General features: G+C 56.7%; 24 protein-coding genes. 13 read left to right on the top strand and 11 right to left on the bottom strand.

The annotated features are described in order from the left end of the window. Positions 1–50 precede the first annotated feature (50 nt). On the top strand, positions 51–1739 hold the full coding sequence (locus QPL95_RS10525; protein ID WP_303290929.1) for an HAD family hydrolase: 1689 nt from the start codon (positions 51–53) through the stop codon (positions 1737–1739). On the opposite strand, the gene QPL95_RS10520 is transcribed toward QPL95_RS10525, so the two are convergent. Further along, positions 1736–3004, bottom strand: coding sequence for an ABC transporter substrate-binding protein (locus QPL95_RS10520; RefSeq protein WP_303290928.1), 1269 nt, complete (start codon positions 3002–3004; stop codon positions 1736–1738). The two genes, QPL95_RS10525 and QPL95_RS10520, sit on opposite strands and share 4 nt — an antisense overlap. Positions 3005–3100: 96 nt before the next feature. Next, on the bottom strand, positions 3101–4633 hold the full coding sequence (locus QPL95_RS10515) for a cryptochrome/photolyase family protein (protein ID WP_303290927.1): 1533 nt from the start codon (positions 4631–4633) through the stop codon (positions 3101–3103). Between the two features lie 179 nt (positions 4634–4812). Here QPL95_RS10515 and hemN point away from each other — a divergent pair, with 179 nt between their 5' ends. Next, positions 4813–6222: an oxygen-independent coproporphyrinogen III oxidase gene (gene hemN / locus QPL95_RS10510; RefSeq protein WP_303290926.1), complete on the top strand. Its 1410-nt coding sequence runs from the start codon at positions 4813–4815 to the stop codon at positions 6220–6222. On the opposite strand, the gene QPL95_RS10505 is transcribed toward hemN, so the two are convergent. Next, a complete protein-coding gene (locus QPL95_RS10505) occupies positions 6215–8992 on the bottom strand; it encodes an EAL domain-containing protein (RefSeq protein ID WP_303290925.1) in 2778 nt (925 codons plus the stop codon). The genes hemN and QPL95_RS10505 overlap by 8 nt on opposite strands. 7 nt (positions 8993–8999) lie before the next feature. After that, entirely contained in the window at positions 9000–11027 is a 2028-nt protein-coding gene (locus QPL95_RS10500) for a methyl-accepting chemotaxis protein (RefSeq protein WP_303290924.1), read from the bottom strand. A 287-nt stretch (positions 11028–11314) separates the two neighbouring features. On the opposite strand from QPL95_RS10500, the gene QPL95_RS10495 reads away from it, so the two are divergent. The 4 genes from QPL95_RS10495 to QPL95_RS10480 all read left to right on the top strand — a co-directional run bounded on the left by QPL95_RS10495 (position 11315) and on the right by QPL95_RS10480 (position 14533). Further along, positions 11315–12310, top strand: a complete 996-nt coding sequence (locus QPL95_RS10495) for a peptidase U32 family protein (RefSeq protein WP_303290923.1) — start codon at positions 11315–11317, stop codon at positions 12308–12310. 12 nt (positions 12311–12322) lie between these two features. Then, entirely contained in the window at positions 12323–13216 is an 894-nt protein-coding gene (locus tag QPL95_RS10490) for a U32 family peptidase (protein WP_303290922.1), read from the top strand. A gap of 113 nt (positions 13217–13329) precedes the next feature. Beyond that, the gene (locus QPL95_RS10485) at positions 13330–13551 is read left to right on the top strand and encodes a hypothetical protein (RefSeq protein ID WP_303290921.1); all 222 of its coding nucleotides are present in this window, start codon (positions 13330–13332) and stop codon (positions 13549–13551) included. After that, positions 13541–14533, top strand: a complete 993-nt coding sequence (locus QPL95_RS10480; protein WP_303290920.1) for a ferric reductase — start codon at positions 13541–13543, stop codon at positions 14531–14533. Before QPL95_RS10485 ends, QPL95_RS10480 begins: the two co-directional genes overlap by 11 nt. 243 nt (positions 14534–14776) lie before the next feature. Here QPL95_RS10480 and QPL95_RS10475 read toward each other — a convergent pair whose 3' ends face one another. The 3 genes from QPL95_RS10475 to QPL95_RS10465 form a co-directional block, all read right to left on the bottom strand. Further along, complete coding sequence (locus QPL95_RS10475; RefSeq protein ID WP_303290919.1) at positions 14777–15076, bottom strand: CcdB family protein; 300 nt, start codon at positions 15074–15076, stop codon at positions 14777–14779. Continuing rightward, positions 15076–15321 (bottom strand): type II toxin-antitoxin system CcdA family antitoxin, encoded by a 246-nt coding sequence (locus tag QPL95_RS10470; RefSeq protein ID WP_303290918.1) that lies wholly within the window; start codon positions 15319–15321, stop codon positions 15076–15078. The genes QPL95_RS10475 and QPL95_RS10470 overlap by 1 nt, the downstream gene beginning before the upstream one ends. 148 nt (positions 15322–15469) lie before the next feature. Further along, the gene (locus QPL95_RS10465; protein ID WP_303290917.1) at positions 15470–15916 is read right to left on the bottom strand and encodes a hypothetical protein; all 447 of its coding nucleotides are present in this window, start codon (positions 15914–15916) and stop codon (positions 15470–15472) included. Positions 15917–16005: 89 nt separating this feature from the next. Here QPL95_RS10465 and QPL95_RS10460 point away from each other — a divergent pair, with 89 nt between their 5' ends. After that, a complete protein-coding gene (locus QPL95_RS10460) occupies positions 16006–16209 on the top strand; it encodes a DUF2892 domain-containing protein (RefSeq protein ID WP_303290916.1) in 204 nt (67 codons plus the stop codon). A gap of 198 nt (positions 16210–16407) precedes the next feature. Here QPL95_RS10460 and QPL95_RS10455 read toward each other — a convergent pair whose 3' ends face one another. Further along, positions 16408–16695, bottom strand: a complete 288-nt coding sequence (locus QPL95_RS10455) for a hypothetical protein (protein WP_303290915.1) — start codon at positions 16693–16695, stop codon at positions 16408–16410. Between the two features lie 611 nt (positions 16696–17306). Here QPL95_RS10455 and QPL95_RS10450 point away from each other — a divergent pair. The 4 genes from QPL95_RS10450 (at position 17307) to QPL95_RS10435 (ending at position 19735) form a co-directional block, all read left to right on the top strand. Next, entirely contained in the window at positions 17307–17444 is a 138-nt protein-coding gene (locus QPL95_RS10450; RefSeq protein WP_303290914.1) for a hypothetical protein, read from the top strand. A 47-nt stretch (positions 17445–17491) separates the two neighbouring features. Continuing rightward, entirely contained in the window at positions 17492–18109 is a 618-nt protein-coding gene (locus QPL95_RS10445; RefSeq protein WP_303290913.1) for a cytochrome c oxidase subunit 3 family protein, read from the top strand. A gap of 30 nt (positions 18110–18139) precedes the next feature. Further along, complete coding sequence (locus QPL95_RS10440; protein WP_303290912.1) at positions 18140–18448, top strand: cytochrome C oxidase subunit IV family protein; 309 nt, start codon at positions 18140–18142, stop codon at positions 18446–18448. Positions 18449–18550: 102 nt separating this feature from the next. Then, on the top strand, positions 18551–19735 hold the full coding sequence (locus tag QPL95_RS10435) for an L-lactate dehydrogenase (RefSeq protein WP_303290911.1): 1185 nt from the start codon (positions 18551–18553) through the stop codon (positions 19733–19735). Here QPL95_RS10435 and QPL95_RS10430 read toward each other — a convergent pair. From QPL95_RS10430 to QPL95_RS10420, 3 genes are all read right to left on the bottom strand, one after another. Then, positions 19732–20289: an SCP2 domain-containing protein gene (locus tag QPL95_RS10430; protein WP_303290910.1), complete on the bottom strand. Its 558-nt coding sequence runs from the start codon at positions 20287–20289 to the stop codon at positions 19732–19734. The two genes, QPL95_RS10435 and QPL95_RS10430, sit on opposite strands and share 4 nt — an antisense overlap. 69 nt (positions 20290–20358) lie before the next feature. Beyond that, positions 20359–21018: a two-component system response regulator NarL gene (gene narL, locus QPL95_RS10425; protein ID WP_303290909.1), complete on the bottom strand. Its 660-nt coding sequence runs from the start codon at positions 21016–21018 to the stop codon at positions 20359–20361. 33 nt (positions 21019–21051) lie between these two features. Beyond that, the gene (locus tag QPL95_RS10420) at positions 21052–22908 is read right to left on the bottom strand and encodes a histidine kinase (RefSeq protein WP_303290908.1); all 1857 of its coding nucleotides are present in this window, start codon (positions 22906–22908) and stop codon (positions 21052–21054) included. Positions 22909–23094: 186 nt separating this feature from the next. Between QPL95_RS10420 and QPL95_RS10415 the strand changes: the two genes are divergently transcribed. Then, the gene (locus tag QPL95_RS10415) at positions 23095–24363 is read left to right on the top strand and encodes a nitrate/nitrite transporter (protein WP_303290907.1); all 1269 of its coding nucleotides are present in this window, start codon (positions 23095–23097) and stop codon (positions 24361–24363) included. Between the two features lie 175 nt (positions 24364–24538). After that, positions 24539–25288 carry a Crp/Fnr family transcriptional regulator gene (locus QPL95_RS10410; protein ID WP_303290906.1) on the top strand — a complete coding sequence of 250 codons (750 nt, stop codon included), beginning with the start codon at positions 24539–24541 and terminating at the stop codon, positions 25286–25288. Positions 25289–25332 lie beyond the last annotated feature (44 nt).

The following is a 25332-nucleotide window of genomic DNA, read 5'->3' as shown; positions in this document are numbered from 1 at the left end:
GGGTATGGGTTTTGATGGATATACGTGACTGAAACGGCAAAGGTTTTCTTATGACCAAACTGAACGAAGGACTGCAGCCCCCATCTGTCCTGATCTTCGACTGGCACGGCACGCTGGTGGACACCCATGATGCCATGTTCAGTGCCATGGAGGAGATGCTGCCTCAGCTCGAAGAGCTGGGTTTGGTGGAGCAGCTCTTACCGGAAGACCAGTGCCGCACCGAAGACGACGCCCGGCTGGTACGCTACATCCGCATCTTTCGCCGCTTGCACCCGCGCATTCTGGCGGAGCGCCGGGTGTCCCGTACGGATATCTTCAACGCCATCTTCGGCGACAACAAGGCGGCCAAATTGCAGGCGCACAAAGCCTATAATAACGCCTATCGAAAGTATTTCGGCCGGGTTAAGCCTTTCCAGCCCGGTGCCTACGAGTACCTGTCCGCCCTCAAGGCCATGGGCATCAAGCTGGCGGTGTCTACCAATCGCAATCGGGAATTTCTGGATAAAGAACTGGCCATTGTGGATGAAGGGCGCTGGCACCATCTTTTCGATGCCACCGTGTGCGCCGACGATGTCACCGAGTACAAGCCAGACCCCGAAGTGATCCTCAAAGCATTGGAACAGCTGGGGCTGCAGGTAGATCCTCGCGCCTGGTACGTGGGTGACAGCTATGTGGATATGCTGACGGCACACCGTGCCGGTGTCGCTGGCGTGTTTTATAACGGTGCCTGCTGGGAGCCGGAACGGATCGGCAGCTGGTTTACCAAGCGGGATGCCCCTGCGGCCATTCTGGGCAGCTTTGAGGAATTGATGGATCTGCTCGCGCTACTGGAGCGGGAACACCCGGATGCCTTCCATGCCCGCCCGGCGGAGGTGCGACCAAAGCCCTTCCCGGCACCGGAGCGGCCGGAACCGCGGATTGAGCCGGACTGGCACCCGGCGGTGGTTAAACTGACTCGCCCGGCCGTGGTGCTGTTCGATTGGCACGCCACCCTGGTAGACACTCTGGACGCCATGTACCACGCAGTGGACGATATGTTGCCGGACTTTCACACCCTGGGGCTGATGGGCCGCATGGTTGCACCGGAAGACAGCAAAACCCCGGAAGACGCCCGCCTGGTGGCTTACGTTCGGGAGTTTGCAAAGCTGCACCCTAAGGTTAAGGCGGACCGGAAAATCTCCCGTACGGATATTTTTGAAGTGCTGTTCGGTGAAGACCAGCAGGCCAAGCAGATTGCCCACAAAGCGTTCAATCATCATTACCGCAACCACTACGGCACCGTGAAGGCGTTTGAGCCCAGAGTCCGGCACGTTCTGGAGGGGCTGCACCGGCTGGGCATTCAGGTGGGGGTGATCACTAATCGCGACCGGGAGTTCTTTGAGCATGAGCTGGCGGCGGTGGAAGATACCGGCTGGACGCATCTGTTCGAAGTGGATGTGTGCGGTGATGACACCCCCCTGCGCAAACCTCATCCGGACCAGTTATTGCTGGCGGCGCAAAAGCTGGATTACCCGCCGGGGCCGAGCGTGTGGTATGTGGGAGACTCCACCACCGATGTGATTGCGGCCAAGCGTGCCGGCATGACGTCAGTGTTTTTCAACGGCGCGCAATGGGATCTGCCCTGGCTGAACCGGATATTTCCCGGCACCCACAAGCATCCGGACAAGCCCGATGTGGTGGTGAATGACTTCTCGGAATTCTGGGCACTGGTGCTGGCGTGCGAGGTGGGGCCGCCCTAGTGGGTTGCCGAATGTTGATCCCGCTCTTCCGGGCTTTGCAGGACAGCTTCAATGGCAAGACCGAGAGAAAGCACGCCTTCAAGGCCGTTGTTCGGTTCTGCCAAAGGTATAGGGACACTGACCGTTATCTGGAACTGGCTGGTTGAGGCGTCATAGCGGATCGGTGAAATCCACAGGCTGGCCCGTTGAACCAGGCTCTCCTCGGTTTCGATGACGATTTCCTGAAACTTGGGTTCGTCACCCTGCCAATAGTCAGACGAAAGCTGGCTCATAGCCACAAGCGCGCCCTTGGTGTTGATCACCAACACCTCGGTAACCAGAGGCGACTTCTCTGACTGCCACTGAGCTAATGCCTCAGACACAGGAAGTGCAAGGATCTGTGCCGCCAGAGGTGTTGCCTGGCGGGGTGCAAGGGCCCGCCAGACGGTGTCCTGGGTCAGTATGTCGGTATGAGTGTCGTAACTCGGCCCCTGGTGGATGGTCCGGGAGAAACTGACTTTGCCCGACAGGTCCTGAATCAGTGCTTCGGCCACGCTGGCAACCTGTTGACGTTCGTCCTCCGACAGTTTCAGATGGGCCGTCATGCAGTCTGGAAGATGCCGGTTAAACAGTGGCAAGAACTCGGTGTGTTCGTTGCTGAAACGACGGCTAAGGTAAAGGTGCAAGGGCGCATAGCGCACGAACGAATGGTGCAGTAGCTGCCCCAGGGCCGGTGTCGCCTGCTCCAGCAGGTTCATTACCCTCTGATCCATCAACGCGAGATCAATCCGGTTTCGTTTGAGCAGTGCGGGCAATTGTTCGGCACTGGCCACGGTGACGAAGGGCTTTAAGCCCTGTTCAGCCAGCCACATGGCCTCATTGCTGCCACTGACAACGCCAATCTTGGCGAGGCGCGGGTCCGGGCGGGTGTCGGTATAGAACCAGTGCCACTTTTCCAGCGCAACGGGGTGGCTGACGATGGCGTCTGTTTCTGGGTCCATGGAGCGATCCACTGCGAAATAGCCGTCAATGAGATTGCGTTCAAGGGAGTAACGGGCCCGGTTCTGGGGGATCAGCTTTATATTGACTGCCGCTCCCGCCCTGGCCATGGCGCAACGCACGGTGTCGACGGTTTCACCCGAAACCTGCGGGCCAGAAGGGCTGCCGGTGGCGTACTGGTAAGGCGGAGAGTCGAAGGTATAAAGGCTAAAGGTCGGATGACCGGCGAGCGCCGAATGATGCAAAAGTGCCAGTGATAGTCCCGTGATCAGCGCCCGAAAATCCATTGTGTGTTCCAGCATCCAGTTTGCAGTAAAAACATAGGTTTTCAGAGCATAGCAGGCCTTGTGATGCTTTGCCGTGAGGTATTTTCCGGAGCAGCCTCAGAGTTGCTCCAGATTGTCCAGCAACTGGTCGGCCCGGGCCAGTATGGCCTTGCGGCGTTCCGGGGCCTGCCTCTCCCAGTTGCGGTACATCATGGTCATCCGGGGGTTGCCGGAGAAGGCCTCCCGATGGCGGTCAATAAAATGCCAGTACAGAGAATTAAACGGGCAGGCCCGGTCGCCAGTGGCATCCTGAACCCGGTAGTGGCAGTTCTGGCAGTGGTCAGACATGCGCTGAATGTATTTTCCGCTGGCGGCGTAAGGTTTGGAGCCTAGATAACCGCCATCAGCATGCATCACCATGCCCAGGGTGTTGGGCAGTTCTACCCAGTCGAAGGCGTCGATGTAAACCGCCAGATACCAGTCGCATATCTCTTCAGGCTTTACCCCCGCCAACAGGGCAAAGTTGCCAGTCACCATCAATCTCTGAATGTGGTGGGCGTAAGCGTTGCGCGCCGTTGCATCAATGGCTTTGTGCAAACAGCGCATCCTGGTTTTGCCGGTCCAGTAGAACCATGGCAGAGCGCGGGTGTTACCCAGGCGGTTTTCCTGCGCGTACCCGGGCATGTGCAGCCAGTAAATACCGCGGACAAACTCTCGCCACCCGATGATCTGCCGGATGAAACCTTCAACCGCATTCAGCGGCGCCCGGCCCCTGTACCAGGCCTGGGCAACTGCTTCACATACCGCCAGTGGGTCCAGCAATCCGGTATTGAGATAGGGTGAAAGGATGGAGTGGAACAGCCAGTCTTCCTGATCCGACAGCGCGTCCTGATAGTCGCCAAAGCAGGGCAGAGCAAAATCGATAAAGTAGTCCAGAGCGTGTTGGGCCTGCTCCGGGGTCACTGCGTAGTGGAAATCCCGGGTCGTGCCAAAGTGGTGGGGAAAGTGCTCATCGACCAGCTCGATGACCGCCTGGGTTATCTCGTCTGGCTCAACCCGGAACGGGCCGGGAGCAGCTGGCTTGCCGGACCACTTCTTACGGTTGTCGGCATCAAAGTTCCATTGGCCGCCTTCGGGTTGGCCGTCCGGCGTCATCAGCAGCCCGGTTTTTTTGCGCATTTCCCGGTAGAAGTACTCCATTCGCAATTGCTTGCGCCCTTCGGCCCAGTGGGCAAACTCTGGTTTGCTGCAGACAAAGCGGGTGTCTGGCCTGATCTCGACCGGCATGCCCAGGGCTTTGTGCCACTGGCTGATTTGCTCGTGCAGGCGCCATTCTCCGCATTCGGTGGTGATCAGCCTGTTCGGCTTGTGCTGAAGTGCCAGCCTGGCAACCACCTGCTCAAGCGTCTGGTCGGCATTTTCCGGATGGTAAGCCTGATAGTGCACCTGCCAGCCGTCCGTCTCGAGTTGCCGGGCGAAGTGGCGCATGGCACTGAATATGAATGCCAGTTTCTTTTTGTGATGGTTGGTGTAGCTGGCCTCATCCTGCACTTCGGCAAGTACCACCAGATCGCTGGCTTTGTCGGCTTCGTCCAGCGCGGAAATCGCCTGGCTCAGCTGGTCGCCGAGAATAAGAATGAGATTAGCCATCAGGCGCTCCGGTAAAAGTTTATCCTTTAGAGGTAGGCAGAATACGCCATGGGCGCAAGGGTGGTTCATTGGGTATGGTGGTACACTCTGATGATTCGTATCAACAGACGCCCGGGGCCGGTGGCGCATAATAGGCGCCTTCCAGCTTACCGCTTTTACCTGACGTTAGAGTTTTTACTATGGCTTCCAATACCGCAGCAGAAAGCAACCTGCCCGCCTTTATCTGGGATGAGGCGTTAATTCGCCGCTATGACCTGAGCGGCCCTCGCTATACCTCGTATCCCACGGCGGTGGAATTCACCCAAAACTATTCGATTGAAGACATGGTCAAAGCCGCCGGGCGCAGCAAGGCAGCGGGCGGGCCGATTTCACTGTATACCCACCTGCCATTTTGTGCGCACCTTTGTTATTACTGTGCCTGCAACAAGGTGATCACCAAAAAGCGCGACAAGGCCATGCCGTATGTTGAGCGGGTGCTGAAAGAAGCGGCGATTCAGTCCAAGCTGTTCGGTGCGAACCGGCCGGTGCAGCAACTGCACTGGGGCGGTGGTACACCCACCTTCCTGCCGAAGGATGTGATGCAACACCTGATGGCTGGCTATGGCGAGCTGTTTAATCTGCAGACCGGTGACGATCGGGATTACAGCGTGGAAATCGATCCACGGGAAGTCGATCAGGATACACTGCCTACGCTGTGGGACCTGGGCTTCAATCGCATCAGTCTGGGCGTTCAGGATGTAAACCCGAAAGTGCAGAAGGCGGTCAACCGTATTCAGCCCCGGGAAATGACCGAAGCCGTGTTGAACGAAGCCCGCCAGCTGGGCTTCCGTTCCATTAACCTGGACCTGATTTACGGCCTGCCGTACCAGACCCCGGAGAGTTTTGCCGAAACCCTCGAATCGGTGATCGAGATGTCGCCGGACCGGCTCTCGGTGTTCAGCTATGCGCACCTGCCGGAACGTTTCTACCCGCAAACCCGGATTCAGGGCGATACCCTGCCCAGCCCCCAGCAGAAGTTGACGATTTTGCACAACACCATAAATCGTTTGCTGGAAGCCGGTTATGAATACATTGGCATGGACCACTTTGCCAAGCCGGACGATAGCCTGGCCGTGGCTCAGCGCGAAGGCCGGCTGCACCGGAACTTCCAGGGGTACACCACCCACGCAGACTGCGACCTGGTGTCGCTGGGTGTATCGGCCATAGGCCAGACCGACGATGCCTACTTCCAGAACAACCACGATCTGCCTTCCTGGGAAGCATCCATCGATGCGGGCCAGCTGGCGATTATTCGGGGTGTGGGGCTCAGCCGGGATGACCGTATCCGCCGCTGGGTGATTGGCCAGCTGATCTGTCAGTTCCGTCTCGACCGCAAGCAGTTTGCCGACCACTGGAATGAAGACCTCGATCGATACTTTGCGGATGAGCTGAGCCGTTTGAAACCAATGATTCAGGATGAGCTGATTGCCGATGACGGCACGCTTCTGCAGGTGCAGCCTGCGGGCAGGTTGCTCATCCGTGCAATCTGCCAGATCTTCGATCTGTACCGCAAAGAAGGCGCCAGCCAGCGGTTCTCCCGGATTATCTGATGTTGGCGGCTAACGGTGCTTGTTGAGTTCCGTTAGCCGTTAGCCAGGCAACCGGTGGTTGCCAGCTCGACAGCCATTCCTCGACCAGCTCCGCTGGCATGGGGCGGCCTATGCCAAACCCCTGGGCGTTCACGCAGCCGGCCCTGATCAACGCCAGCCCCTGTTCTTCGGTTTCCACGCCCTCAGCAATCACACCAAAATCAAAGGCATTGGCCAGCCCGATGATGCCTTTGACAATGGCCTTGTCGCCGGAATCTTCGAGCATGTCCCGAACAAAGGTCTGGTCAATTTTCAGGCTTGTGGCGGGCAGGCGTTTGAGGTATTCCAGCGCCGCGTAGCCGGTTCCAAAATCATCCAGTGATGAGCCAACGCCCAGCTCCCGGCATTGCTCAATCACGTCGGCTGCGAGCTGAATGTCATTGATGGCCGCGCTTTCAAGAATTTCGAGCTCCAGGCTGCCCGGATCAAAGCCCGGATGACGTTGAATCTGCTTTTTCAGCTTCTCAATGAAGCTGGGGGCGAGCAATTGCAGGGAGCCGATGTTTACGCTTACCGAGGTGGAAATGCCGAGGGCTTTCCAGGTTTCGATCTGGGCAATAGCGGATTCAATCACCCAGTCTCCAACCACAATGGAGAAGGGGTGCTGTTCGATTCTGGGCAGGAACTCGCCGGGAGGGATCAGCCCCCTGACGGGGTCATGCCACCGGAGCAACGCTTCAAACCCTAATACGTCACCTGTCACCATGTTGACCTTAGGCTGAAAGTGCAGAAGCAGTTCGCTGTTGGCAATGGCATTCTCAAGCCTTTTCAGCAAGTGCGACAGGGCGGTTTGATTGCGGGCTTTCTCCGGGTCAAACCAGGTCAGCCGGCCCCGGCCGTTTTGCTTGGCTTCATGCAGAGCTTGTGTGGCGTGGCGTATCAGCGTGTCGGCATCGCCGGTGTTTTCCGGGAAATGAGTAGCTCCGATGCTGGTGCCAATCGACACCGTAGTGCCAGAAAGTGTCAGTGGCTTGGCCAGTTCTTTCTGAATCCGCTCAAGAATGCGTTTTACCTGGGGTAATTCGTCGATGGATTCCAGCACCATCAGGAACTCGTCGCCGCCGGTACGGGCCAGGGAGTCGCAATCGCGCAGGGTGGCCCTCAACCGTTTGGCGATCAGTTCAAGCAAGCTGTCGCCGAAGTTGTGGCCATTCTGTTCGTTGATCTGCTTGAAGTTATCAATGTCGAGACTGGCTACCACAATGTGCTTGTCTTCGCGCATGGACAGGCTCAGGGCGTGTTCCAGGCGATCCCGGATCAGCAACTGGTTGGGCAGCCCTGTGAGCGGGTCGTGATAAGCGCGGAATTCAAGTTGTTGTTGGTGCTCGAAAGCCCGGTCGGTTATGTCAGAAGAAACCGCAACGTAATATTTGGTGCCGCCCTTGCGATTTTTCACGGCGCTGATGGTGGCCAGCTCAGCGTAAATTTCACCGTTTTTGCGGCGGTTCCAGATTTCGCCCTGCCAGGTGCCATCTGTTTTAAGTTTGTGCCACAGCTCCTGGTAGAAGGCTTTGTCCTGCTTGCCGGATTGCAGCATTCTCGAGTTCTTGCCCAGAACCTCGCGCCGAGAATACCCGGTGATGTTGCTGAATGCTGCGTTCACTTCAATGATTCTGGCCCGTGAATCGGTCACGGTAACCCTGTCGTGTGTGTGCTCAAACACGGTTTCAATCAATTGAAGCCGAGATTTGATGTGCCTGAAAATCAGGTAAGCGAGGCCGAGACCGCCCAGCAACACCAGTGGTGAAATGATGATGTAGCGCCAGAGTTCGGCTTGTGCGTGGGCCCGTCTGGTCGAGGTTTCTTCCAGTATGTCGGCGGTCAGCCTGGCTTCCACTGCTTTGACGGCGCCGATCCGGTCCGATTGCAAGGCGAACCAGTTTTCGAGGGTGATACTTCTGAGTACCGGCGCTCTGTCTTGTGCTTCGAGCAGCTGGTTCCGAAAGTTCGTGGCTTCGGACTCAATGCTCAGCGTTTGGTAACCATCGGCGAGGTCAGTCTGGGTTTTGAAGACAATCTGGGCGCTGAGTTGGCGGCCGGAGAAAAACAGCAGCTGATGCAGCTGCTCCCGGGTGAGCTGCTGGCTGACCAGGGCACGGGAAATAATCACGCGTTCCTGCCCGAGCAATTCCTTCAGCCGGTTAAGAATGAAGTAGGCATTCAGTTTTCGACCGATATGGTTCAGGTCTGTTTGGGCGGACAGGTGACTGATCTGCTCATTGAAGGCATCAACGTGTCGCGTAAAATAGCTGCGGGTGTCTTCGCCGGAGATTTTCAGTGAGTCGATGCGCTCCCGGGTGTCCGGCAAGCTGGCCAGGGCACCGGCAATATTGCTCAGGTTCTTTTCAAAGGCGGAAAGTGTCCCCTTGAATTCCGTTTGAGACAGCTTTGTTTTCAGAGTGGCAAGCTGTTGATCCGTGGCTTGTCGGGCCTCCTTTAACGGCTGGTGGTACAGGGCTCCCCGGCTTTCAATAAAGATGCTGCTGAAACCCCGCTCGCGCTGGATTGCACCGACTAAAAGCCCTGCGTCGACCGCCAGGTTGGTGTGCTGCTCCAGTTGTTCAATATTCTGGCTGGCCCGGTAGAGTTCGACTCCATTGAACACAGACATCCACACCACCGCGATGACGGGAAGTGTGAAGGCCAGAAGAAATCTGACCGCCAGTGGCAGGCGGTCAAATTTTCTCAGTGCTTTTTCGCAGTGGCGTTTTAGTGGTCTCAATCTCGGCATGTCAGCATCAGGTTTGGTCGCTTACTTTGAACTCGTTGGCCAGATCCTGCAGTTGGCGGGCAAGCCGCGCCTGCTCCTGGGTCACCTGGGTGATTTCCTGGGAGCCTGTCAGGGTCAGGATGGCAGCTTCGCTAACCGATTCCATGTTGCCAGCCAGTTCGCGGGTGACCGCAACCTGTTCCTCCGATGCTGTGGCAATTTGAGTCGCCATATCGGAAATGCTGTTCACGTCCGTGAGGATATCCGCGAAGGTTTTTTCCATCTCGGATGCCTGCTCGCTCGTCTCATGGGCCAGTTTGTGGCTGGCCGTGATCGAGCGGCTGGCGTTGTCTGTAATGGTCTTGAAGCCATTGATAATGTCTTCAATCTGGGTGGTGGACTCGTGCGTCTGGCGGGCCAGCGTGCGCACTTCGTCAGCCACCACCGCAAAGCCCCGGCCATGCTCACCGGCCCGGGCGGCCTCAATGGCCGCATTCAGGGCGAGCAGGTTGGTCTGGTCGGCCACTTTCCGGATAACGTCTACCACATCGCTGATGGTGGAACTGCGCTCTTCCAGTTCCGCAATCACCTGGTTCACTTCCTGAACGGATTTGGCCAGTGAGCGGATTCTGGTCACGCTGGCGTGCAGCACCTCTTCACCGGTCCGGCTTTTGCCCATGGCGCTGTTTGACGCATCGGCCACTTGCTGGGTATTCCTGGAGATCTCCTCGGACGTTGAAGACATCTCCTCGGTTGCCGCAGCTACCTGTTCAACCTGTTGTTGTTGGTTCCTGACCTGGGAAGCATTCTGGCCAGCGGTTGAGCTGGTTTCTTCCGTGGCGGTCGCCAACTGCACACTGGCTTTATCAATCTGCAACAGCGCAGTGCTGAAACGTGCGAACAGGTCATTGATGGCGCGCGCAATGGTACCGGTTTCGTCGTTGCTGGTCACTGGAATTTGGTGAGTCAGGTCTTTATTGTCCATGGCAAACCGAACACCGGACAACAATTGGTGCACCTGCTTGTGAATAGCGTGGATGATAATCATCATCAGAACGAGTACCGCCAGTACTGCGCCGGCGGCTATGGCAGAGGCGCCAATCAGGTTGTTTCGGGCGGTATCAACCGAAGCGGAAGCAAGGCTCTCAACGTGGGCAAGGCTCTGGTTTCTGATGGTGTTGATGGCATCGATGCGGGCCGTTGTGGTGTTGAACCAATCCGTTGCATCGAGCGCATACATACCCGAAGCGCTGCTGAACAAGGTGTACCTCTGGGCCTGCAGCTCCCGGTGCTGGAGCGTTTGATAGAAACTTTCCAGTTGATTGCGCACCTCAGAACCGGCAGCCATCATCGCCGTTGCCGTGCGTAGATAGGACTCTTGCTGGCCCGCCAGCGAGGCCACGCGGGCGGTCTGTGGCAGATCGAAATCGCCGCTGCGAATCAACCCTGCGCCGGCAGCGCGCTCTCGACCGGCCATTTCGGCGGCTTGAGCCAGCGCCAGGTAGGCATTGATCTGGCGGGTCAGTTCGGGGTCGGTGGCACGGCGCACCAGCAGGGGAACCCGGTCAACCATTTCCATGATCAATTTGGTGTACTGCGCCGCTGAGTCGGCACCGCTCAGGGCCCGGTTGTCTATGTCACGGCGAAGCCTCGACAGGCCACTGATGTGCTGATCAAAGCGTGAAAAGCTTGAGGTCAGGGCGCTGTCAAACTCCGCGTCGTTAACCAATGACTCAAGACCATCGATGTAGCTGCGCAAACGATCGTCGGTTTGGGATCTCTGGGTATCCAGAGCTCGCCTGGCATTTTGGTCTTCACTGGAGCCTGTAGCGCTTGAGATCAGAATGGCGGAGCGACCGCGCTCCTTTTGTAATGCCTCGATTACCGGGTCTCCCAGCTCTGCAAGGCTGACCATGTCCTGAAGTTGCCGGGTGTTGGTGAGGTCATCTGCATTGCGAGTGATGCTCGTTGCTGCAAAGAAGATGATAACGAGTAACGCTGGCAGAACGAGCGTGATGAGTTTGCCCCGCATCGACAGGTTGTTAATGACATTCATGACCTGATCCTTCCCAATGAACTGTGCACAAAGTCTGGGTGAATTCCTGGTTGATCTCTACTCGCCAAAAGGGCTAGTTAAGAGGTATGAAATGCATTTTTTTCTTTTGTTTCATTGTGTTAATTGCATGATTTTGTTTAATGTTATGCAGGCTATGTATTTTTTCGTATAGGTATCTCCAAAGAGGTAGAAGAGCGCCAGGCTACCTGCTGATCCGCTGACAAAGGTCAAGGTGGTCGCGAGGTTGAGGCGGTAAGGTGCGGGCAAGTCTTTCAGCGGAGATAACCATGGAACTTGTCTGCCCTGCCGGCAGCCTTCCCGCTCTGAAAACCGCCGTGGACAACGGCGCAGATGCGGTGTACTTCGGCTTTCGGGATAGCACCAACGCCCGGCAGTTTGCCGGTTTGAATTTCAACGACAAGCGTGCCGCGGAAGGAGTTGAGTACGCGCACGCTAGAGGTAGCAGGGTCTTCTGTGCCATCAACACCTATCCGCAACCAGACGGCTGGGAGCAGTGGAAAGGTGCGGTAGATCGTGCCGCCGGCATGGGTGTGGATGCCATCATTCTGGCCGACATGGGCCTGCTGGATTACGCCGCCAACAAGCACCCCCACATTCCCCGCCATCTGTCGGTGCAGGGTTCGGCGACCAGCCACGAAGCCCTCTCGTTCTACAAAGACAACTTCGATATCCGTCGAGCGGTGTTGCCCAGAGTGCTGTCGCTGGACCAGGTGCGGGGCGTGGCCAAACACAGCCCGGTAGAACTGGAGGTATTTGCCTTTGGCAGCCTTTGCATCATGGCCGAAGGCCGCTGCTATCTGTCGTCCTACCTGACCGATGAGTCTCCCAACACCCGTGGCGCCTGCTCCCCAGCCAAAGCCGTGCGCTGGCAGGAAACGCCCCAGGGCCTGGAGTCGCGCCTGAATGATGTGTTGATTGACCGTTATGGCCCCGGTGAAAACGCCGGATATCCCACCCTGTGCAAAGGCCGCTTCGAGGTTCAGGGCAGCGTGTACCATGCCATCGAAGAGCCGGTCAGCCTGAATACCATGGATCTGTTGCCGGAATTGCAGGAGCTGGGTATCAGCGCAGTAAAAATTGAAGGCCGGCAGCGCAGCCCGGCCTACATTGCCGATGTCGCCCGCACCTGGCGTCAGGCGCTGGACGAACTGGGTGCTCATCCCGGAGCGTTCCAGGTTGAGCCTGAGTGGCGCAATACCCTGTCCGGTCTTTCCGAAGGCGGCCTGACCACCATCGGCGCCTACCATCGCAAGTGGAAATAAGGTTCTGCGATCATGATGAAGCTATCCCTGGGCCCGATCCTCTGGTTCTGGTCCAAGCAGAGTGTTTTCGATTTTTACGCCCAAGCAGCTGAATGGCCGGTTGAGACCATCTACCTGGGGGAGGTTGTTTGCTCCCGCCGGCGTGAGCTGAAACCCGATGACTGGCTCGAGCTGGCCCGGGACCTGAAGGCCTGCGGCAAAAATGTAGTGCTTTCCACCCTGACCTTGATTGAATCCGAAGCGGATCTTCGGCGCCTTCGCCGTTTCTGTGAGCAGGATGAATTTCTGGTAGAGGCTAACGACCAGAGCGCCCTGCAGGTGGCGATTCGTAACAAGATTCCGTTTATCACCGGCCCGTCCATGAACATCTACAACGTGGCCACCCTGAAAATCCTGGCCAGGCAGGGCTTGCGGGGCTGGAACCTGCCGGTGGAACTGGGCAAGGAAGCCCTGGGCCAGCTGATCAGTGAGCTGAAACAAGAAGGTCTGGACCTGCCCGCTGAGGTGTTCTCCTGGGGTTTTCTCCCCCTGGCCTGGTCCTCCCGGTGCTTCACCGCCCGCCATTACAATCTACCGAAGGATAATTGCGAGTTCCGTTGCCTGGAGCATCCGGATGGCATGGAACTGCGCTCGCGCGAAAGCCAGGAACTGTTCCGGCTGAACGGCATTTCGACCCTGTCCGGGGCACGTTATGACCTGATGCGGGAGCTGCCGGATATGGAGCGAATGGGGGTGTCTACAGTCCGCCTGAGCCCGGAACATCAGGGTATGGAAGCGGTGATCAAACGCTTTGATCAGGTGCGCCGGGGCGAATCACCGGATACCGATCCGCTGCAACTGGTAGAGGCGCCACCTTGTGATGGCTACTGGTATGGCAGGCCGGGGATGGATCAGGTGCGAACCTGAGATTGGCGGTGTGAGGTAGGGGGCTTGAGGTAGACAGGGCAGGGCGATCACTCTAAATTGCATGAAGAAGTGTGATCTCCAGGACCATCCTCCACAACACAGGCGCCCGCCGAATGACTTTTTTTGACACGCCCAAAGACAACCGTACATCGGTGTCACTCAAAGACACCGAAAAGTCCCTGCTCGACGCGGCCAGCCGCATATTGTCTGCGCGCATCACTGCCGGTCAGATCTCTGACGCTGCGACGATCGATGATATGAAGAGTGCGGTCATCACCGCCATCAAGATGGCGAAAATGATCGACCGAATGGTGCAGGCAGATAATGAGCTTTGACATCGGAGCTCATGGCTTTGAAGCCTGGTTCCGCGGCCAGCGGGGGCTGGCAGAAACTTTGGGAGAATGGGCCTTCTATGCGGCTGCCGTGCTGATTGTGCTGGCGCTGGTGAAGGCTTTTCCCTACCACCTGTTCCGTAAAACCCACAAATTGCTGGCGGTGGTGTTCCTGCCCCTGGCCTGGCACAGCTTTATCCTGATGGAGTTTGATTACTGGGCAGCGCCTATTGGCTGGCTGACTCAGATCGCTGTTGTGGCTGGCAGTGTTGCAGCCGTTTTGCTGCTGGTTGGCTGGCCGGGCAAGGTTCGGAAGGTGCCGGGGGAGGTGGTTTCGGTCACCCGATATCCGGACCTGAAAGTGTTCGAATTTCTGGTGAGGGTAACGCAGGGGTGGTCTGGCCATAACCCCGGGCAGTTTGCCTTTATCACGTCGGATGCTGCGGAAGGCCCGCACCCTTACACCATTGCATTAGACTGGAACCCGGAAACCCGGTGTCTGAAATTTGTGGTCAAGGAACTGGGGGATCACACCCGCCGGGCCAGCCGCCGGATCTGCGAGGGTATGCCGGTTATGTTGGAGGGGCCCTATGGTGGCTTTGATTTTGAAGATGATTGTCGCACCCAGATCTGGGTAGGGGCGGGCATCGGCATTACTCCGTTTATTGCCCGGATGGGTCGCCTGGCGGGCCGTCCTGACAACCGCACTGTCTATCTGTTCCATCCTACCGCGGATGTCAGCGAGGAGGCCCTCGCAAAGTTGCGGGCGGATGCCGAAGCAGCGGGCGTTAACCTGATCATTCGACGTAGCCGCACTGAAGGCCGGCTGACGCCGGAGGAAATCCGGGATTCGGTACCCGACTGGCAGAACGCCAGCCTGTGGTACTGCGGCCCGGTGGGGCTGGCCAATACGCTGTTCAACCAGTTCCGGAAATGGGGTATGCCAGCCCGGCGGATGCATCGGGAGTTTTTTGATATGCGGTGAATGCTCTGTGTCATGGCGGATTTTTGAGCTCACAAGGATCCAGGGTTAGGCTCAAGGGCATCATTCGCCTGATGGGAGGTTTGTATGGAAATTCGCCTGAAAAGAGCCTACGACACCGCCGCCCGGGCCGGTGAGGCCACCCGTGAAATCGATGAGGCCATCAACCGGATTCGCAGACTGGTCTGCGTCGCCGTGCCTTGTTAGGCGACTGTGGCACACCACTGAAAACATGAAGTTCCCGTATCAAAAACCCAAAAACAGCATGTCCAACGCCACGGAAATTTCATTTTGTTGCCCAGCAAGGCTGCCGGCACCAAAACGCAATTCGCCTTCAGGCACAGCAGCCATATACTGAGTAGCCATGACTACCTCCTGGCCCTCAATGTTAAATACAGGATTCAGTCTCTGGGCAGGAGAAGGTGCCGAGGATTTGGGTAACAGTGGCACAACAACTCGGGTGTTCAAGCCACTGAGAAGGTCTGACTGAACATCCAGCAGATAGCCAGCCCCATCCTTATTTTCAAAGATATCGAAACGGGCCATCAGAACTGCCGGTGCCGTGCAAGAGGCAAACCGTTAGCTTCAACGTATGAATTAGAGCTTGCGAGGGCTGTGGCATTTTCTTTCAACCACTTCTGCTTTTTATGAAGCTTCACAGCCTCCGCGATCCCTGCCTCTGCTGATCGTGAAACATTGATTCCCAGAGCTTTCGCCTCTTTGAGAAGGGCACTATCTAGCGACAGGTTCGTTGGTTTTCGTATGGATTTGGTAGCTTGAGCAGATTGCATGGTTCAGTCCTTGCGCAGAACGATGCGCCTATTTTATGCGCATGTTACTTGCACATCAATCCCTCCTGTAGCACCCGGTAATACCAGCCGGCTCTGAGCTGGAGGGTTGTGGTTGGTTGGCTCACGAGTGATCTCCTTGCTATATAGTCTACTGCCATGTGGCTATAAGGGCGCCCGACCCCAACACCAGTGAGCCACCCACCTCGGCAATAATCAGCAGTACCATGAAGCCATGAATGAGCCACGGTGGCAGTGTGGCGTTGCCGAGCCTGTGGGGTTTGCGCAGCTGGTTGCTGGTGTCCCGAAGCCGGCCGTGAATGATGTAGGTGCCGATGGCCAGGGCGAAGAAGCCAAGGGCAGCCGCGGCTGCCAGGGTGTTCAGCCAGCCTGGGTAAAGGCTGTAACCGGCAAACCAGCCCAGCAGCATGGCGGCAAAGCTGTACATCAGTGAGCTGCGGTGGGCGATGTCAACGTACCGGGGTGCGGCCGCTTTGGGGCTTCTGGCTATGCACCAGTATTTCCAGATCCCGGTCAGTAATCCGGTCATAAAGAAAAGGAAAGCGGCGCTCAGGCAGAGTTTTTCAGCCAGTGTCATGGTCAATCTTCCTTAAAGATGATGTGCATCATTGTCGGTCCGTACCAAAAGGCGAATGTTATACCTATATGCCCTGAAGGAGGTGTGTTATGACCGTCAATGAAGGTCTTCGCCTGATGGCCGGTGTCTTTACCCTGATATCCATTTTGCTTGCTCATTACGCAAGTCCTTACTGGTTGTTGTTCACCGGATTTATCGCACTGAATCTGATTCAGTCATCGTTCACCAAATGGTGCCCGGCGATGGTAATCCTCAAAAAGCTCGGCTTGAAAGAGGAACAGCCGGTTGACTGATGTGCTTCCGGACAGTGCGTATGCTGCTTGGTGATATTGTCACTGAGCAACAGGCATTCCGGCGCTAATCTGTTATCGCCTTGATTCGGCCGATGGCCTTCATGGGGTTTAATCCCTTGGGGCAGTGAGCCGTGCAGTTACCGAAACCCCGGCTTGACCGGGGGTTTCATGCAGACCGTAAGAGTTGGTGGTGCGTCGTTAGTACATTTCCAGCCGCCCAATATCTCTGGACTGCAGGCGGGCTTCTGCCTGTTCGTTGGCTGCCAGCTCCCTGAAAAGTTCCGCCTCACGATTATTCTGGGCGAGTTTGGCCCGCAGCACATCCCGCTCCAGGTAGATTTGCTCAGAAAGCCTGAAATCCAGAGCTTTCAGTTCATGGTAGAAACGTCTCCATGAACGACATGCAGACTCCGGTGCCCGGTAGTTTCGGGTCATGTCGCGGAGCTTTTTCAGTTGTTTTTTGATGATTGAATGTTCTTCGTTCATTTGGGCGATGGTACCCCCGCAATATCAGCGCCAGCAGTACGTCAGTATCCAGTTCTGCAACAGATGTCTGCTCCATGACTGTGTCAAACAGTTCCTGGCATAACTGCCCTGGCTCAACATTGGCTATGGAGGCGACCATCTCTACGGTGGCCTGACGGTGGTTGTCGATATGCGGCACGTATCGGCGGAATACATCGAGTGTTCCCGGGCATCTGCTTGCCAACTGGCTGACCGCAGTTTCACTGCAGCGTCCGAGAATATCCTGATAGTTCATTGTTAATCCTCCTCTCTTGCTTTAACATATATATCGAATACACTTTAAAAGTAGTCAAGAATTATTCTCATTTTCTTGTGGTGTGAGGGAGGAAATGGTGATGAAGTGCAGTAAGCCGGAACACATAAAAGGTGAGGTCTGGGCACAGCACCTGAGGTGGCTGGAACTGGTTCGGGATGAATGCAAATCCAACCAGGCGAAATATCAACGGGAAAAACAGAGAGCACGGGAGGTGGTTAACCGTGGAGATCAACGCTGAAGTGACCGCGGAAGCCAGGGCCTATCTTCTGAACTTGCTGGAAAGGCAGAATGTGCCTGGTATGGCGGCCCGGGTGATGTGATTGCGGCCGATGTTAAAGACAATATTCTGCAGGTTCCGTTTGTGAAAGAGTGCAAGGTGGAGATTGTGTTTGATCCATCCTGGAGCTACGACAACCTCGATGAAGAGGCCCGGCTTGAGCTGGGAATGATCTGAACCGGCTAGAGACTTTATGAATCTTAATGATCAATGAAGAGGCGCATATGGCCACTCAGACAGATGCGAGTTTGCCGGAGCTGACATCCCCTCCAAAGCCCGTTTTCGACAGTAAGCGCGTACCCGGAAATCCGGCTATCTGGGTCGGAATCTTCTCGGAGTTGACGGAGTTTGCCATCTTTTTTGTGGTCTACTTCATCGCCCGTGCTCACCACCCGGATGAGTTCAACTCCGGCCCCCTTCAATTGCACACCCTTGCAGGAACGATCAATACCCTGGTTCTGATTACCAGTAGCTATTTTGTGGTCAAAGGTATCTATGCACTGAGGGCTGACCAGCCGGAAAAAGCCGTGCGCTGGCTCTGGGGCACACTCGCGTGCGGCGCTGTCTATCTGGCTATCAAGTGTCTGGAGTACCTTTGGAACCAGGAGCAGGGCATTCAGACAAACACTAGTAATTTTTTTGCAGTGTATTACTACACAACCTTCAACCATATGCTGCACGTATTCTGGGGTAGCGGGGGGATTCTCTGGGCGATTCTCCGGATTCGTTCAGGAGGGTTTACCGCCACCAACCACAATGGTCTGATTGCCGCTGCTTGCTACTGGCACATGATTGATCTGGCCTGGATTCTGATTTTTCCATTGATGTATGTCCTTCGGTAAACCGGCGATAAATTGTAAAAGGAGATCAGAATGAACGTGACTGACAAAGCGCGGGTCGCTGGCAGGCATCTGGATCGCATGTGGGTGATTCTGGTCGGGCTCACCGTGGTCAATGCATTGATTGCTGAACGGGCCGAACCCGGGCTGGTGATTACGTTGGTTATTGCAGCAATGATTGTGGTCAAAGCCAGATTGATCATTGATCACTTTATGGAACTGAAAGATGCATCTCCCTATATCTATTATCTGATTACCGCCTATTTTTACGTGTTCTCCCTGCTCGCAGTTTTGGTCTGGCTCTTCCCTGAAACATTGGCAAGCTGGACGACTCTGCGCTGAGGGTGTCGAGCGCGGGACATCAATGCTGAAGAGGCGTAAAGTGTCGTAACCGGATGTCCAATAAAAACCGAGAGCTATAAGCTCCTTAGCACGAGTGCCCCTATGCTCGCCCCCGCTTCAGTCAGTGATTATCGCCTGTTGGCCAGGCGCAAACTACCGCGCATGTTGTTCGACTATCTGGACGGCGGTGCCTTTTCTGAACATACCCTGGCTGAAAACCGGCGCGCCTTTGAACAATGGTGTTTTCGCCAAAGGGTGATGACCGACGTTTCCCGTATTGATACGTCCGCCACTTTGCTGGGAACGGCTGCCACCATGCCCCTGGTCATGGCGCCCATGGGTCTGGCCGGGATGTTGGCCAGGCGGGGGGAGGTGCAGGCTGCAGCGGCCGGTGCCAGAGCCAACATTCCGTTTTGCTTGAGTACCGTGGGTATTTGTTCGGTGGAAGAGGTGGCCCGGGACGTTCCGGATGCCAATCGGTGGTTCCAGCTCTATGTGCTGAAAGACCGGGGCTTTTCCGAGGAGATGTTGGCAAGAGCCTGGCAGGCCGGTTTCAAGACCCTGGTGTTCACGGTCGATCTGGCCAGGTTGGGCCTGCGGTACCGGGATGTTCGCAACGGCATGAACGGCAATTTGTCGCTGCCGGCGAAGGTGCGCAAAGTGTTGGATCTGCTGGGCCATCCGCGCTGGCTGGCGGATGTGGCCATTGGTGGCAAGCCGCTGACGTTTGGTAATCTGGCCAGTGTGGTGCCATCGGGCCGCAAGCCGGAGGACTTTAAAGCCTGGGTTGAGAGCCAGTTTGATCCCTCGGTCACCTGGAATGATCTGGACTGGATACGCCAGCACTGGCCAGGCAAGCTGGTGATCAAGGGCATTATGGAAGTGGACGATGCCCGCTCGGCTCTTAAGGTGGGCGCGGATGCCGTGGTGGTCTCCAATCATGGTGGTCGTCAACTGGATGGCGCACCGGCGTCCCTGAGCATGCTGCCGGCCATCTCGGCAGAGGTGGCGGGGCAATGTCAGGTGTTGGTCGATGGCGGCGTTCAAACCGGACAGGATGTGGTCCGGGCCCTGTGCCTTGGAGCGGATGGCTGCCTGGTGGGACGTCCGTGGGGGTATGCGCTGGCTGCCGGCGGACAGAGCGCAGTGGAAAACCTGTTTCATACCATCCGGCTTGAAATCGAGCTGACACTGTCTTTGATGGGTAAAACCTCCATCAGTCAGCTAGGCCGGTCCGATCTGCTGTCGCTGGCAGAAGTGCAGGCAATGAGTGGCCTGGCGGTTTAACCGTTACGAAAAAACAGCTCTCGGACACTTAGATCCCATTCCAGACTGTCGAGCAGGTTTTTCAGAGCCAGCCCCAGCTCGGTGTCGCCTTCAATCACAAGGCGGCGCTGAAAAAATAGCTGATCCGGGTCCTGCTTGCGTTCGGCCAGGGTTTTGAGCGCCGACAAAGAACCACGAATTGTGGCTTCTCCGGGGCCGTCGACAATGCGCAGGCGGCCGGCCCAGAAGCCGAAGGTAATGCCCGGTAGGCCTCCGTTCACTTCCAGCCGTATGCGCCGGCCCTCAAAGTCATCAAACTCTCCGTCGGCCATTGCTTCGGCGAACAGTCGGTTCAGCGGGGCTTCGGCTGCCAGTTGTTTGACTGGCATGGGTATGCTGCGGTCAATGGCGCCGAGAAGTGGGCTGGGTGAGGGGAGGTACTCCCGCAGCACGGCGAGTGACTGGCCAAGCAGAGGGTTGGTCTGAATCGTTTTGCCCAGCTCCGATAGATAGCGTCCACCGGGCAGTGAGGAAAGGCCGGGGGGTGTGGGTAATTTGGGCAGGCTCAGGTGCATATCGGACTCCGTTGGCGCAATGAACTCCGGCAGGATATCCGAATGCAGCGCTGAGCGATTTGATATAGCTCAGCCCTTGTGCAAGCCCTCTTCTACGGCCCATACAGCAACTTCTACCCGGGACCGCAGGCTGAGCTTTTTCAGCAGATGTTTTACGTGCACCTTCACCGTGCCATCACTGATGTCCAGTTTGCGGCCGATCATCTTGTTGGACAGGCCCTCGGCGATCAGCCGCAGGATGTCTTTTTCTCTCGGGGTCAGGCTGTCGAAGTCCGGGCGGGAGGACTTCTGGGGCTTGTTCGAGCGCAGGGCCTCGGCCAGCAGGGTGGTTAAACGGTCGCTGATGACCATCTTGCCCACGGCCGCCTGGTGCAGCTGGGCGATCATGTCTTCCGGTTCCATGTCTTTCAGCAGATAACCGTCAGCGCCAGCCCTTAAAGCTGCAACCACATCGTCTTCCTGATCCGATACAGTGAACATGATGATGCGGGAGCTGATGTTCTGCTCCCGAAGTTGTTTTAGAGCCTGTATGCCGTCCATTTCCGGCATGTTCAGGTCCATCAGGATCAAATCAGGCTCGTTCTCCGTCGCCAGCCGGATGCCATCGGCGGCGTTGCTCGCTTCGCCAATAACCTCCATATCCTCTTCCATGCCGATCAGTTGCTTGATGCCCTGTCGCAACAGCGGGTGGTCGTCAATCAGCAGGATGCTTGCAGGTGTGTCAGCCATGGTCTCTCTCATTTATTTGTAAAGGGTATCTGCTCAGGCCGATTCTGTCTGAGTCGGAATCAGATTGCGGCTTTTGGGAACGAAGGTCAGTGCAACTTCCACACCGCCCTCCTCCCGGTTTTGTACGAGTATCTTTCCGCCCAGGGTGCGGGCACGGTCTTGCATGATGATCAGGCCGTAATGGTTAACCGGTTGCTCGCCTCCCGGCAGGCCTTTGCCGTTATCGCGGATGCACGCCCGCACGCGAGGGGATTCAAACATGACATGCACGGAGATGTCGGTTGCGTCTGCGTGCTTGACAGCGTTAGCCAGGCCTTCACGGATGATCTGCAGCGTGTGAATTTCTTCGTTGGGCGACAGCGTCTGCGGCGGAAGGTTGTATTCAAACTCCACCGGCTTGCCCAGCCGTTCTGAAAATTCATCAATGGTTTTGCGCAGTGCGGAGGCCAGGTCCGGTGTGTCGAGCTTGAGCCGGAAGGTCGCGAGTAACTCGCGAAGCTGCCGATAGGCGCTGTTCAAGCCCGTGCTGAGCTCATCGAGAATGTCGTCATGTATCGGTTTCTGGTCGCCAGTGATATTGAGGCGCCGCATCCGCGTCACCTGCATTTTCAGGTAAGACAAAGACTGTGCAAGCGAATCGTGCAGTTCGCGGGCAATCACGGTTCGTTCTTCGGCCAGTGTCAGTTGTTGCTCTTCGGTGATCTGTTTTTCCAGGAAAATTGCGGTAGCCAGCTGATCGGTCAGGGTTTCCAGCAGTCTGCGTGAGGTATCCGGCAAGCCTTTATCGGCGGGGTACCAGACTTCCAGTGTGCCCAGCAGGTGGCCCGGCGTGCGGATGGGTAATAGCAGCCGTCGCCCGTCGTTGTTCTCCATCGGCAGTTCGTCGTAAACCTCTGGCGTCACCAGGCAGGCGTTGCAGTGGTGATCCCGGCAATAGAACGGGCGCTTCTCGGCGGCTGTGGTAACGGCCTCTACCGGCAGGTCAGATTCTTTGTCGTGCAGGTACAAGCGTATGGGGCCAATGCTCAGCAGCTGCTCAATCTCCTGCAGCATCGGAATGGCACCGCTGCAAAGGTCGTGGTTGGCAAACAGGTTCCGGCTGGCCGAGTGCATGGCCTGCAACGCGGCGTGGCTTATTTCCAGCTCTTCTGTTTTCTGCCGAGCTTTGTCTTCCAGTTGCTGGTAGGTCAGTGCCAGCTCGCTGGTCATCTGATCGAAGGCGAGCCCGAGTCTGGCCAGTTCATCAGAGCCTTTCAGGTTGGCCTTCTGTGAAAAGTCCTGTTCGCCAACGGCGGTGGCTATGCCAACCAGCTTCCTGAGGGGGCGCAACACCCGGTTCTTCAGGTCGAGGAAGAGGGCGATCACAATCAGCACCGAGAACACCATGCTGATCACCTGAATAACGTGCAACAGGTCGATTCGTGCTTCCGTTCGCTCCTCGAGCATCAGTACGAGTGCGTCCACCTCCGAAGTGTACTGTTCAACGGCGGTGACCATGGCGGGCGAAATGGGGGTGCCCTGGGAGTGAGCCTCAATCAGCGGTTTGAGCTGGGAGGCCCAGGTTTGAAGAATCTGCTGATGCTGCTGTGCCAGCGGGTGATCCTCTGTGCGCGGGATGGAGCGGGAAATGGTGCTGTCCGTCAAACGGCTCTGATACTCGGCAATTTGCTCCGCTGAAGAGGTGCCTCCATTTTGCAGGCCGGCAGCTCCTGAATGGGCGACCAGCTGAAATGCCCCCATCCTGAGCGAACCGGCCACATTAATGGCGGTGGCGTTACCTTCTATGCTGTTGGAAACCGCAAGGGTCGTGGCCATGCTGACAATGGCTGTAAGCACGATGGCGCCAATAACCAGGGCCAGACGGTTTACTAGAGGGCTTCTGGATGTCATGAAAAGGTCTTTGCCCGCAGTGTGTCGAAAGCGTGTCGTTCCAACAGGGATTATGGCCCAGAGTCCGGCTCTTCGATACCTCCTTGAGGATAGTCAATTACCCCAATTGGTGATAACCCATCATAGCCTTTGACCCTTTCGCTGGCAAAAGTTGACACTAACCGTTGGTCTTTAAAGGGTCAGGGAATGCACACTCAACAAGAGCGGGACGATGACAGGTTTGCATCGCTGGCAATCATTCTGCCGCTGGCTGTGACAGGCTTTGTGATCGCGGCCGGCTGTTGGACGCTGTTTGCTGTAGTGGGTGTGCACCTGCGGGGCGAGCTTGCATTAACCAGTCTGCAGTTTGGCGTATTGCTGGCGGCCCCGATGGCCGTGAGTGCGTTGCTGGCTATTCCCGCCGGGCTGGCTGCGCAGCGGTATGGCGCCCGCTCGGTGATGCTCTGGTGTCTCATCGGACTGGCGGTGTGCATGGTGGTCCTGCTGGTTGCGGACAGTTTCGCTGTTTACCTGCTGGCGGCCAGTGGTCTGGGGTTGGCCGGTGGCTTCTACAGCGCGGGCCTGCAATTTATCACCAGCCATTGTGAGGCCCGGCATATGGGGCTGGTGTTGGGTATTTTTGGCGCTGGGGTTACCGGCGCCGGGTTCACCTATTATCTGGTGCCGCTGTTTCACAGCGCGTTTTCCTGGCAGGGCGTGCCGTTAGCTTACCTTGTGGTTTTGTTACTGGTCATCGCGTTGTTGGTTATGGTGACTGATGATGATCCGTCCAACCGGGAGGCGTCTGCCAACGCACCCCCGCAGCGCCTTCTTCAGCTGCTTCGAAAAGGGCGAACCTTGCCGCTCTGCCTGTATTTTGGTGTGGTAGCCGGTAGTTTTTTTGCATTGGCGCTCTGGTTACCTGATTTTCTGTCGGCTCAGTTCAGGTTACAGCTGGGGGCTGGCGCAAGCCTTGCCCAGTGGTTTGTCATTCCGGGCGCTTTGTCCCAGATTGCCGGGGGCGGGCTGTCCGACCATTTCGGCAGCGCCAGGGTGGCCGCACGATCGTTGGCGGTGTGTCTGCTTGCGTTGGGGGTGTTGTCCTATCCGCCGATGACCCTTTTCATAAAAGGTGTTGAGGGTGTGATTGCGATCGAGTTTGCTTTGCCGCTGGCGGTTGAGGCTGTGTTGGTTGTGGTGCTCGGTGTGGCGATGGGGTGTGCCATGGGGAGCCTGCAGCGCATGGTGATCCTGGCTAACCGGGCGGAGGCGGCGCTGTTCGCGGGGTTCTTGCTGGTGGCCGCCTGTTCGGTTGCTTTTGTGCTGCCGGTTCTTTTTGGTGCAGTGAATCAGTGGCTAGGTATACGAACGGCCGTATTCATGATTCTTTTCCTGCTGCTCAGTGCGAGCCTTCTGCTGTTTGCCCGTGATCTTCGGCGCGAGGAGCGGCTCACGCTCCTGCGCGGCGCTGAGTGATCTGGCGTCGGGTGAAAGGGTGTCGGGTAGTTAGGGGTGCTAATTATTGAGTTAAGTCAAATGCCGGGAAGGATGTCTGGTTCTACCCCCATCGGGGGAGCGATTTTTGTGCCGTATCCTTCTAGTATCAAAAAACAGGATTTTGAATGCATGAATATGCGCAGAGGATACTTCCATGGCCATGACACAAACCGCCGACAATCGATTCAGAAAACCGGTCCTTGTTGCTGTGAATAATCTTTTGGATGAAGAAGATGGTCTGGAAGCGCTGCGCAGCCACACACTTTTCAGCTCAATGCAGCCGGATGATCTGGCTGCCCTGATTCAGCAGTCCCGCCGCATACGGCTGGGCCATCATCAGTTACTTTACCGGCAGGATATGCCCGCGCATCACTTCTTCTTTGTGATCTCGGGCCGCCTGCGCCTGTATCGCCTGGACTCTTCTGGCATCGACCGCACGCTGGACAGTATTGCACCCGGTGACTGTTTCGCCGAAGTGATGATCTACGCGGACCCACCAAAGTACGCTTGTTACGCCGAAGCGCTTAAATCCAGTGAGGTACTGATGATTCCGGTGAAGGTCTATCAGGATCTTTTGGCCGAGAATCCCGAGTACGCGCAAGCAGCCCTTCGCCATTACGCCATGCGCGCGGTAACTCGCTTCCATGACCTCGAAATCATGACCGTCCAGAATGCCCGGGACAGGCTGATTCGCTATCTCATCGATTTACTGCCAAACGGCGTGAAGGAGGGTGGCGAAGTCGAGCTGCCTCTGCCGAAATGTCTGGTGGCGTCACGGCTTGCCATGCAGCCAGAGACCTTCTCGCGCATTCTGGCTGACCTCAAATCCAACGGACTGGTGCGGGTAAATCGCAGCAAGCTGTTCATTTCCGATCCTCAAAGGCTGGTGGCGATCAGCCAGTAATCACGAGGTGTGCCGGGCCGGTCAGGGGTTCTGGTCGGCCCGGG

Source organism: Marinobacter sp. SS5-14b (genome assembly GCF_030541005.1).
GTDB lineage: Bacteria > Pseudomonadota > Gammaproteobacteria > Pseudomonadales > Oleiphilaceae > Marinobacter.
The sequence above is the reverse complement of the archived record's forward strand: the minus strand, read 5'-3'. Positions and strand labels throughout refer to the sequence as shown.